The organism is Vibrio misgurnus, assembly GCF_029635775.1.
Taxonomy (GTDB): domain Bacteria; phylum Pseudomonadota; class Gammaproteobacteria; order Enterobacterales; family Vibrionaceae; genus Vibrio; species Vibrio chanodichtyis.
In genome coordinates this window covers 19,468-34,127 of the sequence record NZ_CP113241.1, presented here as the reverse complement: position 1 = coordinate 34,127, position 14,660 = coordinate 19,468, and the positions used below count along the sequence as shown (strand labels likewise).

The following is a 14,660-nucleotide window of genomic DNA, read 5'->3' as shown; positions in this document are numbered from 1 at the left end:
ACGTCCGGATGCTGTCATTTGGATCATAAAATGTCTAGAATTGAACCAACACGCATTAAGCTGTTTCGGCACAGTTCAACATTTCGAGTGTATATGTCTGTATTGCAAGTACTAACCTTCCCTGATGATCGGCTGCGTACCGTGGCCAAACCGGTCACGACCATCACGCCGCACATCCAACAAATTGTCGATGACATGTTGGAAACCATGTATGCCGAGCAAGGCATCGGTTTGGCAGCGACCCAGGTCGATATCCATCAACGAATTGTGGTGATTGATATTTCTGAAACGCGCGATCAGCCGATGGTGCTGATTAATCCAGAAATCATTGCCAGCCAAGGGGAAGACGGTATTGAAGAGGGATGTCTGTCGGTGCCGGGGGCTCGTGCACTGGTGCCACGTGCGGCACAAGTAACAGTGCAAGCCCAAGACCGAGATGGCCAACCCTATCGCTTCATCGCAGACGATCTGCTCGCGATTTGTGTTCAGCACGAACTGGACCATTTAGCCGGTAAACTGTTTGTCGATTATCTGTCACCGCTGAAACGTAACCGTATTAAAGAGAAGCTAGAGAAAATCAAACGCTTCAACCAGAAAAAATAATTTACTGTGAGGTAAACTTGAGCCAATCACTCCGTATTGTGTTTGCAGGTACTCCGGATTTCGCCGCCCGTCATTTGGCGGCGTTGTTGTCTTCGGAGCACGACATCATCGCGGTCTATACCCAACCGGATCGCCCAGCGGGACGCGGTAAAAAACTGACCGCCAGCCCAGTTAAAAACCTGGCACTTGAGCACAACATTCCGGTTTATCAGCCAGAAAACTTTAAATCGCCAGAGGCCAAACAGCAGCTTGCCGATCTCAATGCCGATCTGATGGTCGTGGTCGCCTACGGTTTGTTACTCCCCAAAGCTGTGCTCGACACACCAAAACTCGGCTGCATTAACGTGCATGGCTCAATTTTGCCACGCTGGCGTGGTGCAGCACCCATCCAACGCTCGATTTGGTCCGGTGATAGTGAAACGGGCGTGACCATTATGCAAATGGATGTTGGGCTGGACACCGGTGCGATGCTCAACATTGCTCGCTTGCCGATTGAGCCGCACGATACCAGCGCTAGCCTATATGACAAGCTAGCTGGACTCGGCCCACAGGCACTGCTCGACTGTTTAAGCCAAATCGCGCAAGGCACCGCAGTCGCGGTAGCGCAAGACGATGCACAGGCTAATTATGCGCATAAGCTCAGTAAAGAAGAGGCACGCATCAACTGGAGTGACGATGCTGCGCACATTGCACGCTGTATCCGCGCCTTTAATCCATGGCCGATGAGCCATTTTGAGGTCGCCGAAAACAGCGTCAAAGTTTGGCAAGCTCGGGTTGAAGATCGAGTGGTAAGCCAAACGCCGGGCACCATCCTGCAAGCGGATAAGAGTGGCATTTATATAGCAACCGGACACCAAGTTTTGGTGCTGGAAAGCCTACAAATCCCAGGCAAAAAAGCCTTGCCTGTGACCGATATTCTTAATGCGCGCGCCGACTGGTTTAGTGTCGGTAGCCAGCTCAGTTAATGGTTCGCCCTAGCCGATAGCGCTGGGGCCTATTTTTTTGGTTTCGATTTTATGATGAATATCCGCGCCGCCGCCGCGTCGGCTCTGTACCAAGTGGTTGATTTAGGCCAATCACTCTCCAATGCTTTACCTATCGCTCAGCAGCAAGTTCGGCCACGCGATCATGCGCTCCTGCAAGAGATCTGCTATGGCGTATTACGCCAACTGCCCCGTTTAGAATCGATCAGCCAAGCGCTGATGGAAACACCATTAAAAGGCAAGCAACGGGTCTTTCACTTCCTGATTTTGGTCGGCTTGTACCAATTGAGTTTTATGCGCATTCCTGCCCATGCCGCCGTCGGTGAAACGGTCGAAGGCGCACAAGATCTCAAAGGCCCGCGCCTACGTGGTCTGATTAACGCCGTGCTGCGTAACTACCAGCGCGATCAAGATCGCTTAGATGCACAAGCCACCAGCCATGATGCCGGACGCTACGGTCACCCAGGTTGGTTACTCAAACTGCTCAAAGAGAGCTATCCTGAGCAGTGGCCACAAATTGTAGAAGCCAATAACAGCAAAGCGCCGATGTGGCTGCGGGTCAACCATCAACACCATACGCGTGCTGAGTATCAAGCGCTGCTTGAGCAAGCGGGTATTGCTAGCCAGCCGCACTCGCAAGCAGCAGATGCACTCTGCTTAGACACGCCTTGTGATGTGCAGCAACTGCCGGGCTTTGCCGCAGGCTGGGTTTCAGTACAAGATGCCGCAGCGCAGTTGGCCATCAATTACCTCACTCCGCAAGCCGGAGAGCTGATTTTAGATTGCTGCGCCGCACCGGGTGGTAAAACGGCACATATCCTAGAGCGCACCCCAAATAGCCAAGTGGTGGCGATTGATTGTGACCAAACCCGCCTGAAACGGGTACAAGACAACTTGCAACGCTTACAACTTAAGGCACAAGTGATTTGTGGTGATGCCCGCTATCCGCAAGATTGGTGGCAAGGCGAGCAGTTTGATCGCATCTTACTCGATGCCCCTTGTTCAGCCACTGGGGTAATTCGTCGCCATCCAGACATCAAATGGCTCCGTCGCGCTAACGATATTACTGCTCTTGCTGAGCTGCAGCGCGAAATTTTAGACGCCATGTGGCAACAATTAAAACCCGGTGGTACGTTGGTGTACGCGACCTGTTCGATTACGCCACAAGAGAACAGTTTACAGGTTAAAGCGTTCTTGCAACGCACTCCCAATGCAAGCCTGATCGATTCCGATCCTAGCCAGCCTGGCCGTCAAATTTTGCCCGGTGAACAAGCGATGGATGGCTTCTATTACGCGGTATTGAAAAAACAACTGTGATGCACGAATCCAAGGCAAGCCAGCTTGTCTTGGGCTGAGTAAACAAAGAGAACAGGTTATGAAAATCATCATTCTTGGCGCCGGACAAGTCGGCGGCACACTGGCCGAAAACTTAGTTGGTGAAAACAATGACATCACAGTAGTGGATAAAAGCGCTGAACGACTGCGTGATCTACAAGATAAATATGACTTGCGCGTGGTCAATGGCCACGCCAGCCATCCAGATGTGCTGCGCGAAGCGGGTGCGCAAGATGCGGATATGCTGGTTGCCGTCACCAATACCGATGAAACCAATATGGCCGCCTGCCAAGTCGCCTTCACTCTGTTTAATACGCCGAACCGGATTGCGCGTATTCGTTCACCGCAATATCTGGCCGAAAAAGAGGCCCTGTTTCAATCTGGAGCGGTGCCCGTCGACCACCTGATTGCCCCAGAGCAGCTGGTCACCAGCTATATTGAACGCTTGATCCAGTATCCGGGAGCGTTACAAGTGGTCAGCTTTGCAGAAGAAAAAGTTAGCCTAGTGGCGGTCAAAGCCTATTATGGTGGGCCACTGGTCGGCAACGCGCTTGCGGCACTGCGCGATCACATGCCGCACATCGACACTCGGGTTGCCGCTATTTTCCGTCAAGGCCGACCAATTCGCCCGCAAGGTTCGACCATTATCGAAGCCGATGACGAAGTGTTTTTCATCGCCGCCAGTAACCACATTCGCTCGGTGATGAGTGAATTACAGCGCCTAGAAAAACCGTATCGACGGATCATGATTGTCGGTGGCGGTAACATTGGGGCCAGCTTAGCCAAGCGGCTAGAGCACAGCTATAGTGTTAAATTGATTGAACGTAATGACCAGCGCGCCGAACAGCTATCGGAAGAGCTCGCTAATACTATCGTGTTTTGTGGTGATGCCGCCGATCAAGAGTTGCTGTCGGAAGAGAACATCGATCAAGTCGATGTGTTTATCGCCCTCACCAATGAAGATGAAACCAACATTATGTCGGCCATGCTCGCCAAACGGATGGGCGCTAAAAAAGCCATGGTGCTGATCCAGCGCAGCGGCTATGTTGACTTAGTACAAGGCGGGGTGATTGATGTGGCAATTTCACCACAACAAGCGACCATTTCCGCGCTACTGACTCACGTGCGGCGAGCCGATATTGTTAACGTTTCCTCACTGCGCCGAGGCGCGGCAGAGGCGATTGAAGCGGTAGCGCACGGCGATGAAACTACCTCCAAAGTGGTCGGACGCGCAGTGGGAGATATCAAACTGCCCCCCGGCACCACGATTGGCGCCATCGTACGTGGTGAAGAGGTGCTGATTGCCCATGATCGCACCGCCATTGAGCAAGGCGATCATGTGGTGATGTTCTTGGTCGATAAAAAATACGTGCCCGACGTGGAAGCCCTATTCCAGCCGAGTCCATTCTTCTTATAGATAAAGGTTGGCGCTATGCTCAACTTACGGCCGATTGCTTTTATTATTGGGTTGGTGCTGTCTAAGCTTGCCCTATTTATGTATGTACCGACACTGGTGGCGTTTGTGACCGGCAGTGGCGGTTTCCTCGATTTTGCCCAAGCGGTGATCATTACCCATGTAGTGGCATTTGCTTGTTTGAGCGTTGGCCGTACCCAACACTTTCGACTCAATGTGCGCGATATGTTTTTGATCACCAGCTTAGTCTGGACCATCGCCAGTGCATTTGCTGCGCTACCTTTTGTGTTGATCAACCACATCAGTTTTACCGATGCCTATTTTGAAACCATGTCCGGCCTCACCACCACGGGTTCAACGGTACTCAGTGGCTTAGATTCTATGCCTCCGAGCATCCTGCTCTGGCGCTCGATACTGCAATGGCTTGGCGGGGTCGGATTTATTGTGATGGCGGTTGCGGTGCTGCCGATGCTCAACGTCGGCGGTATGAAGCTATTCCAAACCGAATCATCCGATAAGTCGGATAAAAGCAGCCCACGCGCCAAAACGGTGGCCAAAAACATTATGGCGGTCTATCTGGTGCTGACCATCTTATGTTTTATGAGCTATCTCGCCACGGGCATGACCCCCTTTGAGGCGATTAATCACGCCTTCACCACCCTTTCGACCGGGGGCTACTCAACTAGCGACAGCTCTATGAATCGCTTTTCCCATGGTGCACATTGGGTTGGCACCTTATTTATGTTTCTTGGCGGGCTGCCGTTTCTGCTGTTTGTACAAGTTCTGCGTAAAAAAAGCCCGCGCTCACTACTCAGCGATGAACAGGTGCGTGGATTTTTCTGGGTGGTGCTCATCTCCAGCTTAATGGTTGCCAGCTGGTTATGGCTAAAAAACGGTTATCAGATAAGCGATGCACTGCGTGTCGCGATGTTTAACATCGTCTCAGTGATGACCACCACCGGCTTTGGGTTGGATGACTTTACCGCCTGGGGCGCACTGCCTTCGACCATTTTTGCTTTTTTATTAATGGCCGGTGCCTGCTCGGGCTCAACGTCCGGCGGCATCAAAGTGTTCCGTTTTCAAATCGCGATGGCGCTCCTCAAAAAACAACTGCTTAATCTTATCCATCCATCCGGCATCTTTATTCAGCGCTATAACCAACGCCCAGTCAACGAAGAGATCATCCGCTCGGTGGTAGCATTTGCACTGACTTACTTTATTACTATCGTGGTGCTAGCGGGGGCGTTATCGGCCATGGGATTAGACTCGATCACCAGCATTTCTGGCGCTGTGACGGCAGTGGCTAACGTCGGCCCCGGCATGGGAAGCGTGATTGGTCCAACGGGAAATTTTGCCTCGCTCCCAGATGCCGCCAAGTGGCTATTAAGTTTGGGAATGCTAATGGGACGCTTGGAAATCCTGACCATATTGGTGCTATTTTTCCCGGCATTTTGGCGTCACTAGCCACCATGCGAACATGCTCACTAGCCAGCAGCCATCGGCTCGACGTACCAATAAATCGCTAAAAAATGGCAGGTGCAGCCAACGAGCACAAAGGCGTGCCAAATGGCATGGTGGTAAGGAATGCGCTTAGCCACGTAAAAAATCACCCCCAGCGAGTAGATGATTCCGCCCGCCGCCAACAAGGTTAATCCGCCGACAGCAAGGTGAATCGCTAACTGATACACCACCAGCAAGGATAACCACCCCATAGTGAGATAAGTCAGCAACGACAATCTTTTAAAGCGATAAATAAAAGCAATTTTGCCTAAGATACCGATCAAAGCCAGCGACCAAATGACAATCATCAATCCCACCGCCAGCGGAGTGCGTAAACTGACCAACAAAAATGGGGTGTAACTTCCGGCAATCAATAAATAAATCGCACAGTGATCAAAGGTTTTTAACCAGCGTTTTGCCCGTTGATAAGGGATGGCGTGATACAGAGTCGACGCTAAAAACAGCACGATCATGCTGCTGCCGTAAACACTCAGACTGGCGATAGTCAAACTATCTGCGTGCTGGGCGTTGGCTTTTACCAGCAATAACACTAAACCGACGATCCCCAAAATCAGCCCAAGTCCGTGACTGATCGCGTTGGCGATCTCCTCTCTGAACGGATAACGATTCAACATTTCATTTCACTCAATCATACCATTGGCCGCTAGTATTGCACATTGAGCTTACACGCGTTAGCTAAAATTAATCATTATGCTCATTACTAAGCTGGTCAACTATCGACCATTCAAACTGCAAGTGCTATTCTGTATGCGATATGAACACATATCGCTATTCCTGATTCATGATTCGGATCGGCCAGCGCCAAAAGCAGTCGTGCCCAATGATGTTCATCACTCAAGTGCGACGAGTAATGATTCAGGGTTTACTCTCGGCAATGGATATGCCTGACAGTTAGGTTATGTTATGCGCCCAACAACCGTCAGGTTTTCAAATACCAATCGTAGTGCAATGCGTCGCCGTAGTGGCTTTGCCATGGCTCCGGTTGGCAAAAAAACAGCCACCGCACCCACCTTGGTTGAAAGAAAAGTGTTAACCACCTTTCCTGAAACCAAAATCGGTCAGGCGGCTTAAGCGAAAAGCGCAGTTTAGCTGCGCTTTTTTATACGCGCTCTTGGCGTGCAAGACGCTTTTGGCACTGATGTTTTTAACGATTCACTTTTTTTTACCGATCAATTGGTATTGCCGAGCGCTTTTGCTACCTTTAGTCACAAATCACTATAATAACTGTGGAGAAAGTCATGCAATGCCATCGCGTAGAAGAACTACTGCAACTACTGGAGCCTGAATGGCACAAAGATTCTGAGCTCAATCTGATCCAATTTCTGCTCAAACTGGCGCAAGAAGCAGGCTATCAAGGCGATCTGCAAGATTTGACCGATGATGTACTGATCTACCATCTAAAAATGCGCAATAGCGCCAAAGATGAAGCGATCCCAGGGCTAAAAAAAGATTATCAGGATGATTTCAAAACCGCGATTCTCCGGGCGCGCGGTATCATTCAATAGCCAATGATCCTGCGGTGTTTGGCCGCTTAAACCTGTGTCACACCATTCAAAATATCTATCCAGCGGCGTCAGCCGCTTTTTTTACACTGGGTTAACTCAGTCACCGTAGGGGCGAACAGTGCTGATGACACAATGAGTCTCGGCCACCAAGATCTGCAGATTAACACTATACTTAATCGCCAACTCGCGATTGCCTTAGGTTGGTGTGAGACCATAAATTAGTGCTTTAAATAGGTGGTTAATATTGTGCTTATGCCAACAAGGATCACGCCATGAGTCAGGATAAAATCGATGTCAAACCGATCACGCTGCCAGAGCAGGATCGCAAAGCGCCCCACTCCAGACCCGCGCGCGTTAACCCCAATCATCACATTTATGTTCGTCACAGTCGCGGTCGCTACCAACAACTGCGCCGTTATGCTGGTGGCTTGCTCCTGCTGCTGTTTGGCCTGCTGCCATGGCTCACTTATGGTGATCGGCCGGCGATTTTACTCGATATCACGCATCAGCAATTTAATCTGTTTGGCACCACCCTCTACCCACAAGATCTGACGTTACTCGCGCTGCTGCTGATCATCGCCGCCTTCGCTCTCTTTTTTATCACCACCTGGTTAGGCCGAGTTTGGTGCGGTTATCTCTGTCCCCAAACGGTCTGGACATTTGTCTATCTCTGGTTTGAAGAAAAACTCGAAGGCAGTGCCAATAAAAGACGTTTGCAAGACAGCGGCCGCCTCACCCTATCCCTTGCGCTACGCAAAACCATCAAACATGGCGCTTGGTTAGCGATTGCCTTGCTAACCGGGCTGACTTTTGTCGGTTATTTTGTACCGATTCGCCAATTGACAGTCGATGTGCTGACCTTCAATGCCGAGTTCTGGCCACTGTTTTGGGTATTGTTATTTACCGTCTGTACTTATGGCAATGCGGGATGGATGCGCTCAATTATGTGCATTCACATCTGCCCTTATGCACGCTTTCAATCCGCGATGTTTGATAAAGACACCTTGATCGTCGGCTATGATGCGGCACGTGGCGAAACACGCGGTCCACGCACCCGCACCACCGATCGCCAAGCCCAAGGCTTAGGTGATTGCGTCGACTGTGAGCTGTGCGTGCAGGTCTGTCCAACCGGAATCGATATTCGCAACGGCCTACAATATGAGTGCATCAACTGCGGTGCTTGCATCGATGCCTGCGACCATACGATGCAGCGAATGGGCTACGCCACAAAGTTGATCAGTTACACCTCTGAACATCGGCTGCGCGGTAAACCCACCAAAATCATGCGCCCCAAACTACTCGGCTACGCTGGCGTATTGTGCATGATGCTCGGTCTATTGTTCGTGCAAATCGTCAATCTCGATCCCGCGGGCCTTAGCGTGCTCAGAGATCGCAGCCAACTGTTTAGAACCAACAGCTCGGGTGAAATTGAAAATACTTACACGCTCAAAGTGATCAATAAAACTCAGCAAGTGCAAACTTACCAGCTATCCGTCACCGGACTGGATCAGGTCTCATGGTACGGCAAGCAAACTGTGGTGGTGCAGCCGGGTGAGATGATCAATCTGCCGATGGCCCTTGGGGTCGAACCAGAAAATATCAGCTCTGCGGTAACCACAATTCAGTTTATACTGCACGATATAAGCCACCCATTTACCCTTGAAGTCGAGAGCCGGTTTATTCAGCCGCTCTGACAATCACCCGCATGGTAAAGGGCTCAGTAATGAGTTCTGATGATTTGATGACCCAAGCTACTTTTCACTTTAATGCTTTAACGCCCGATCTGATCTGGTTCGCGCTAGAAAGTATCGGTATTCGTGCAGAATCTGGTTTTTTACCACTCAACAGTTACGAAAACCGCGTCTACCAGTTTAGCGATGAACAGCGACGCCGCTTGGTGGTCAAATTTTATCGACCACAACGCTGGAGCGATCAACAGATCCATGAAGAGCACGATTTCGCACTGGAGCTACAACAGCAAGAGATCCCCGTTGTCCCCCCACTAGAGATCAACGGTGCCACATTACATCACCATCAAGGCTACCGTTTTGCCCTATTTAACAGCATGGGTGGACGCCAATATGAAGTGGATAATGAGCAGCATTTAGAGTGGGTCGGACGCTTTCTTGGCCGGATTCACAAGGTGGGAGCGAGCAAATCATTTCATCACCGCCCCACTCTGTCTCTGGATGAGTACCTCTATCAACCGCGGCATATTCTGGAATACAGTCACTGCGTTCCCGCGCATTTACAACGTGGCTTTTTTGAGCAACTCGACTTGTTAATCAATGAGATACAGCAACACTGGCCAGCGAATCAATCACACATCCGCCTACACGGCGATTGTCACCCCGGCAATATATTGTGGCGTGATGGCCCAATGTTTGTCGATCTGGATGACGCACGCAGCGGCCCAGCAGTACAGGATTTGTGGATGCTGCTGCATGGCGATCGCCAAGAAAAATTACTGCAATTGGACATCCTGCTGGAAGGCTATCAAGAGTTTTGCGATTTTAACCCGCAGCAATTGAAACTAATCGAGCCACTACGTGGTCTACGCATGGTGCACTATATGGCATGGCTCGCCAAACGCTGGCAAGATCCGGCCTTTCCGGTAGCCTTTCCTTGGTTTAACGATGCCAAATACTGGGAAAGTCAAATTCTCGCTTTCCAAGAGCAGATTGTCGCCCTGCAAGCCCCTCCGCTATCACTGCAACCGCAGTGGTAAGCAAGCACAATTATTTTAAGCACCATCAATTTAATGGAGAAAGTCATGAAAAAGCTGTTTGCACTGGTTGCAACCCTGATGTTAAGCGTGTCAGCCTATGCGACTCAATTTAAAGCGGGCGAGCATTACCAAGTGCTGAAGACTCCGGTTTCCTCAACCCCTGTGGTCAATGAGTTTTTTTCATTCTACTGCCCACACTGCAGTAGCTTTGAACCGATCATCGCCCAATTAAAACAGCAACTACCAGAAGGCGTTAAATTACACAAAAATCATGTCTCTTTCATGGGCGGTAACATGGGTAAGGTGATGAGCAAAGCTTACGCCACCATGCTAGCTCTCGATATCGAAGAGCAAATGGTGCCAGTACTATTTAACCGCATCCATAGCCAACGTAAGCCACCAAAAGATGAATCAGAACTACGTCAAATTTTCCTAGATCAAGGTGTCGATGCTGCAAAATTTGATGCGGCTTATAACGGCTTTGCGGTCGATTCTATGGTGCGTCGTTTTGATAAGCTGTTCCAAGATAATGGCTTAACTGGTGTACCAGCGGTAGTGGTCAACAACCGCTACTTAGTACAAGGACAGTCCGTTGCCTCACTGGATGAATATTTCGCACTGGTCAACTACCTACTGACCCAAAAACACTAAATGCTGCAAAAACACCAAGCGTTCTGTGCTAAAAAACTTAGCGAGCCAAGCGCTCGCTAAGTTGGATGCTCATCATTAGCGGGTACACCAAAATTACACATTCTGCGCACTAAGCTGCCTAAGCAAGCGATCCATCGAGCGATAACCGAGCGCTTCGGCCAAATGAGCCCGCGTGATCTGCTTTTCCCCCTGCAAATCAGCGATGGTACGTGCCACCTTAATAATCCGGTGATAAGCCCGAATCGACAAACCGAGCCGATGCAAGGCACTCTCCAAAAACTCAGCATCCGCCTTCAGCAATGGGCAATCACGATCAATCTCACGACTTTGCAGCAAAGCGTTTACCTTGCCAGCACGATCTAACATTCGCTCACGCGCCACCATCACACGCTGACGCACCGCCGCGGTCGACTCACCACGATCACCTCCATGAGCTAAAGTGCCTTTCGGTAGCGCTGGGATCTCAATCGACATATCAAACCGATCCAACAACGGGCCAGAGAGCCGACTTAAATAGCGCAAGATCGTCTGTGGATTAGCCCGCGCTTGGCTGCCTTGATAATAACCGGTTGGGCTGGGGTTTAACGCGCCAACCAATTGAAAACGAGCGGGAAAACGGGTTTTACCTTGCGCACGAGAAATCACAATCTCGCCCGACTCCAATGGCTCACGCAGCGAATCGAGCACCTTGCGTTCAAACTCAGGCATTTCGTCCAAAAATAATAACCCGTTATGCGCTAACGATATTTCGCCAGGACGCGGAATCGTACCGCCACCAACCAATGCCGCCATGGAACTGGAGTGATGGGGAGCGCGAAACGGGCGCAATTTCCAATTGTGTTGGTTAATCTCCTGCTGAGTCAGCGAAGCAATTGAGGCGGTTTCGATCGCTTCTTGATCACTCATGGGCGGCAATAAATCACACAAACGAGACGCCAACATGGTTTTGCCAGTGCCGGGAGGACCTAAAAACAGCAAATTATGACTGCCAGCGGCGGCAATTTCTAATGCGCGTTTCCCTTGCTGCTGACCAATAATATCTTGTAAATCACGGCTGCTTGGCGGTGGCTGCTCACTCGGCGCACTTTGAAACAGCGACAAGTTTTTTTGACCACACAGATCGGCACACACTTCAAGCAAACTGTGCGCAGACTTATGCGCTGCACCCTTAACCAACGCCGCTTGATCGCCATTAGCATGTGGCACCACTAAACTTCGCTGCACTTGGTTGGCCGCCAAGGCGGCAGGCAACACCCCTTTTACACGACGGATCTTCCCCGATAGCGCCAGTTCACCAATAAATTCGTAACCTTCCAGCTTAGTTCGTGCAATTTGCTCTGAAGCGACCAAAATGCCCAGCGCGATCGGCAAATCAAATCGTCCTCCCTCCTTAGGTAGATCCGCCGGCGCTAAATTAACGGTTATTCTTTTGGCTGGAAACTCAAAGCGGGAATTAATAATCGCGCTGCGCACCCGATCGCGTGATTCTTTAACGGTGGTTTCTGGCAGACCGACTAATGTGAAACCGGGCATTCCGTTACTGATGTGCACCTCAACCGTGACCGGAGGAGCCTGCACACCAATACTGGCCCGACTGTGAATAATCGCAAGTCCCATGACATCCCTCTAGGTTGATTTAAACCGCCGGCACCACTAGCAACAGTGACGATAAACCGTGCAGAACAGGTTATATAGCCTGAGGAGATAGAATAATAATGTGAAAAAAGAATGAGTTTTTGCTTGTCATGTAACGAACATGTGTGTTAACACTAGAGACAGAAAACGATTGGTAAGATATTAGTTCAACCTAAAGTACGAATTGACTATGAATTTGAACACTCGCATTAACGCTCTAATTAACCTAATTATCGTGGTCATTCTGGTGACGACGCAGGGGCGAGTGGACGAAAGATAACCAAACAAATCCAAAAACCCCCGCACTGAAAAGTCCGGGGGTTTTTTACCATTTAGACAGTACAAAAAAATACATTCTGACCTTGTGTCCCCAAACAACTTAGCGTTGCAGATAGACAGCAAGTGAATTGATCACCATGAACATAGCAATAAACAAGTTATACGATTGGGAATTCACGTCACTAACACCACTGTAGCGTCAAGCAGGATAGGGATAATCTCTCGCCACTGGCAGTTGCCGTTCAGCAGCCCGTCGCAAGAATCGCGTTCAGAATCAACAGGAAGCATGGGAGCAGCACATGAAGTGCAAACACAACACCCGCAGCAACAGCAATTGTTGCCGCAAGGAGGCACGATGACTGGCGCACAATTAGTCGTTGCAGCATTACAACAACAGGGCATTAAAACCGTGTTCGGTTACCCCGGTGGCGCAATCATGCCGATTTATGATGCGCTATACGATGGTGGTGTCGAGCATATCCTGTGTCGTCATGAACAAGGTGCGGCGATGGCCGCGATTGGTATGGCGCGCTCAACCCAGCAAGTCGCGGTGTGTATGGCGACCTCTGGCCCTGGAGCAACCAATTTGGTGACCGGACTCGCCGATGCACTGTTGGATTCGATACCTATCGTGGTGATTACTGGCCAAGTCGCCAGCTCACATATCGGCACAGATGCCTTTCAAGAGATGGATGTGATCGGCATGTCACTCTCTTGCACCAAGCACAGCTACTTAGTCACCGACCCAAATGAGCTTGCGCCAACCCTGGCGGAAGCCTTTCAAGTAGCACAAACCGGCCGACCAGGCCCGGTACTGGTTGATATCGCCAAAGATGTGCAACTTGGCCAAGTTCCCGTATCTCGTTTACCCAATTTTACTCCGCCAGCGATGCCACAAGTGGATGGTGCACAGTTAACTGCCGCGCAAGCTCTGCTCGCGCAAAGTGAACGTCCGGTATTGTACGTCGGTGGCGGTGTCCAACTGGCACATGCAACCGATACAGTACGCACGTTTTTGCGCGACAATCCAATGCCTGCGGTGAGTACTCTCAAAGGGTTAGGTACGATTGAACGGCACGACCCGCATTATCTCGGCATGCTCGGCATGCATGGCACCAAAGCGGCCAACTTGATCGTGCAAGAGTGTGATTTGTTGATCGCGGTAGGCGCGCGTTTCGATGACCGTGTGACCGGCAAGCTCGATACCTTTGCCCCCCACGCTAAAGTGATCCACCTTGATATTGACGCCGCCGAGTTCAATAAACTGCGCCATGCGCACGCCGCACTGCGTGGCGATATTCAGCAGATTTTGCCGCAACTTAAGCTGCCTCACACTATCGCATCCTGGCTCGATTACAGTGCCAGCCTGCGCCATGAATTAAAATGGAATTACGATCATCCGGGCGAAAAAATCTATGCCCCACTGCTGCTTAAGCAACTGTCCGACCTGATGCCAGATAGCGCGATCGTCTCCACCGATGTCGGCCAACACCAAATGTGGGCTGCGCAGCACATTCAACCACGCGCACCACAAAACTTCATCTCATCAGCAGGGCTTGGCACCATGGGCTTTGGCTTACCAGCAGCAATGGGCGCAGCCGTGGCACGGCCTGACGATCAATCAATCCTGATCAGCGGCGACGGCTCATTTATGATGAATGTGCAAGAACTCGGCACGCTCAAGCGACGCCAGATCCCAGTCAAAATAGTGCTACTGGATAACCAACGGTTAGGCATGGTGCGTCAATGGCAATCGCTATTTTTTGATGGTCGCCACAGCGAAACGATTTTGGATGACAATCCAGATTTCGTAATGCTGGCCAAAGCCTTCAACATCCCAGGGAAAACCATCAGCCGCAAACAAGAAGTTGAGCCTGCGCTACGGGCAATGCTTGCCAGCCCGACCGCTTATCTGCTGCATGTGCAGATTGATGAAGAAGAGAACGTGTGGCCATTGGTACCACCGGGCGCATCCAATACTGACATGCTTGAGAATACTTAGGGAG

Annotated in this window: 13 protein-coding genes; 11 read left to right on the top strand and 2 right to left on the bottom strand. The window is 50.5% G+C overall.

Going from position 1 to position 14,660, the window contains the following annotated elements:
* The first annotated feature begins 93 nt into the window (after positions 1-93).
* The 5 genes from def to OOK74_RS00125 are packed head-to-tail and all read left to right on the top strand — an operon-like array spanning position 94 to position 5,799.
* Entirely contained in the window at positions 94-603 is a 510-nt protein-coding gene (def, locus tag OOK74_RS00145; protein WP_274723462.1) for a peptide deformylase, read from the top strand.
* A 17-nt stretch (positions 604-620) separates the two neighbouring features.
* Positions 621-1,568 (top strand): methionyl-tRNA formyltransferase, encoded by a 948-nt coding sequence (gene fmt / locus OOK74_RS00140; protein WP_278182841.1) that lies wholly within the window; start codon positions 621-623, stop codon positions 1,566-1,568.
* Between the two features lie 54 nt (positions 1,569-1,622).
* The gene (gene rsmB / locus OOK74_RS00135; RefSeq protein ID WP_274723461.1) at positions 1,623-2,903 is read left to right on the top strand and encodes a 16S rRNA (cytosine(967)-C(5))-methyltransferase RsmB; all 1,281 of its coding nucleotides are present in this window, start codon (positions 1,623-1,625) and stop codon (positions 2,901-2,903) included.
* A gap of 58 nt (positions 2,904-2,961) precedes the next feature.
* Positions 2,962-4,338, top strand: a complete 1,377-nt coding sequence (gene trkA, locus OOK74_RS00130) for a Trk system potassium transporter TrkA (RefSeq protein WP_166013974.1) — start codon at positions 2,962-2,964, stop codon at positions 4,336-4,338.
* A 15-nt stretch (positions 4,339-4,353) separates the two neighbouring features.
* Entirely contained in the window at positions 4,354-5,799 is a 1,446-nt protein-coding gene (locus OOK74_RS00125) for a TrkH family potassium uptake protein (RefSeq protein WP_278182840.1), read from the top strand.
* 20 nt (positions 5,800-5,819) lie between these two features.
* On the opposite strand, the gene trhA is transcribed toward OOK74_RS00125, so the two are convergent.
* The gene (trhA, locus tag OOK74_RS00120) at positions 5,820-6,470 is read right to left on the bottom strand and encodes a PAQR family membrane homeostasis protein TrhA (protein ID WP_278182839.1); all 651 of its coding nucleotides are present in this window, start codon (positions 6,468-6,470) and stop codon (positions 5,820-5,822) included.
* A gap of 289 nt (positions 6,471-6,759) precedes the next feature.
* On the opposite strand from trhA, the gene OOK74_RS00115 reads away from it, so the two are divergent.
* The 5 genes from OOK74_RS00115 to OOK74_RS00095 all read left to right on the top strand — a co-directional run bounded on the left by OOK74_RS00115 (position 6,760) and on the right by OOK74_RS00095 (position 10,740).
* A complete protein-coding gene (locus OOK74_RS00115) occupies positions 6,760-6,927 on the top strand; it encodes a hypothetical protein (protein WP_274723446.1) in 168 nt (55 codons plus the stop codon).
* 167 nt (positions 6,928-7,094) lie between these two features.
* Positions 7,095-7,361 carry a YihD family protein gene (locus OOK74_RS00110; RefSeq protein ID WP_166013977.1) on the top strand — a complete coding sequence of 89 codons (267 nt, stop codon included), beginning with the start codon at positions 7,095-7,097 and terminating at the stop codon, positions 7,359-7,361.
* A gap of 272 nt (positions 7,362-7,633) precedes the next feature.
* Positions 7,634-9,055 (top strand): cytochrome c oxidase accessory protein CcoG, encoded by a 1,422-nt coding sequence (gene ccoG, locus OOK74_RS00105; RefSeq protein WP_278182838.1) that lies wholly within the window; start codon positions 7,634-7,636, stop codon positions 9,053-9,055.
* 47 nt (positions 9,056-9,102) lie between these two features.
* Positions 9,103-10,089 (top strand): serine/threonine protein kinase, encoded by a 987-nt coding sequence (locus OOK74_RS00100; protein ID WP_278183241.1) that lies wholly within the window; start codon positions 9,103-9,105, stop codon positions 10,087-10,089.
* A 45-nt stretch (positions 10,090-10,134) separates the two neighbouring features.
* Positions 10,135-10,740 (top strand): thiol:disulfide interchange protein DsbA/DsbL, encoded by a 606-nt coding sequence (locus tag OOK74_RS00095; RefSeq protein WP_166013979.1) that lies wholly within the window; start codon positions 10,135-10,137, stop codon positions 10,738-10,740.
* 93 nt (positions 10,741-10,833) lie between these two features.
* Here OOK74_RS00095 and OOK74_RS00090 read toward each other — a convergent pair whose 3' ends face one another.
* A complete protein-coding gene (locus OOK74_RS00090; protein WP_277207617.1) occupies positions 10,834-12,357 on the bottom strand; it encodes a YifB family Mg chelatase-like AAA ATPase in 1,524 nt (507 codons plus the stop codon).
* Positions 12,358-13,009: 652 nt separating this feature from the next.
* Here OOK74_RS00090 and ilvG point away from each other — a divergent pair.
* Positions 13,010-14,656 carry an acetolactate synthase 2 catalytic subunit gene (gene ilvG, locus OOK74_RS00085; protein WP_277207649.1) on the top strand — a complete coding sequence of 549 codons (1,647 nt, stop codon included), beginning with the start codon at positions 13,010-13,012 and terminating at the stop codon, positions 14,654-14,656.
* Positions 14,657-14,660: the final 4 nt, after the last annotated feature.

Bases quoted from the DNA above. Each gene is read 5' to 3' on its own strand.
- OOK74_RS00115 (WP_274723446.1), top strand. From the start codon at position 6,760: ATGCGCCCAACAACCGTCAGGTTTTCAAATACCAATCGTAGTGCAATG.
- trhA (WP_278182839.1), bottom strand. From the start codon at position 6,470: ATGTTGAATCGTTATCCGTTCAGAGAGGAGATCGCCAACGCGATCAGT.
- OOK74_RS00090 (WP_277207617.1), bottom strand. From the start codon at position 12,357: ATGGGACTTGCGATTATTCACAGTCGGGCCAGTATTGGTGTGCAGGCT.
- trkA (WP_166013974.1), top strand. From the start codon at position 2,962: ATGAAAATCATCATTCTTGGCGCCGGACAAGTCGGCGGCACACTGGCC.
- OOK74_RS00100 (WP_278183241.1), top strand. From the start codon at position 9,103: ATGACCCAAGCTACTTTTCACTTTAATGCTTTAACGCCCGATCTGATC.
- ilvG (WP_277207649.1), top strand. From the start codon at position 13,010: ATGACTGGCGCACAATTAGTCGTTGCAGCATTACAACAACAGGGCATT.
- OOK74_RS00110 (WP_166013977.1), top strand. From the start codon at position 7,095: ATGCAATGCCATCGCGTAGAAGAACTACTGCAACTACTGGAGCCTGAA.
- def (WP_274723462.1), top strand. From the start codon at position 94: ATGTCTGTATTGCAAGTACTAACCTTCCCTGATGATCGGCTGCGTACC.
- OOK74_RS00095 (WP_166013979.1), top strand. From the start codon at position 10,135: ATGAAAAAGCTGTTTGCACTGGTTGCAACCCTGATGTTAAGCGTGTCA.
- OOK74_RS00125 (WP_278182840.1), top strand. From the start codon at position 4,354: ATGCTCAACTTACGGCCGATTGCTTTTATTATTGGGTTGGTGCTGTCT.
- rsmB (WP_274723461.1), top strand. From the start codon at position 1,623: ATGAATATCCGCGCCGCCGCCGCGTCGGCTCTGTACCAAGTGGTTGAT.
- ccoG (WP_278182838.1), top strand. From the start codon at position 7,634: ATGAGTCAGGATAAAATCGATGTCAAACCGATCACGCTGCCAGAGCAG.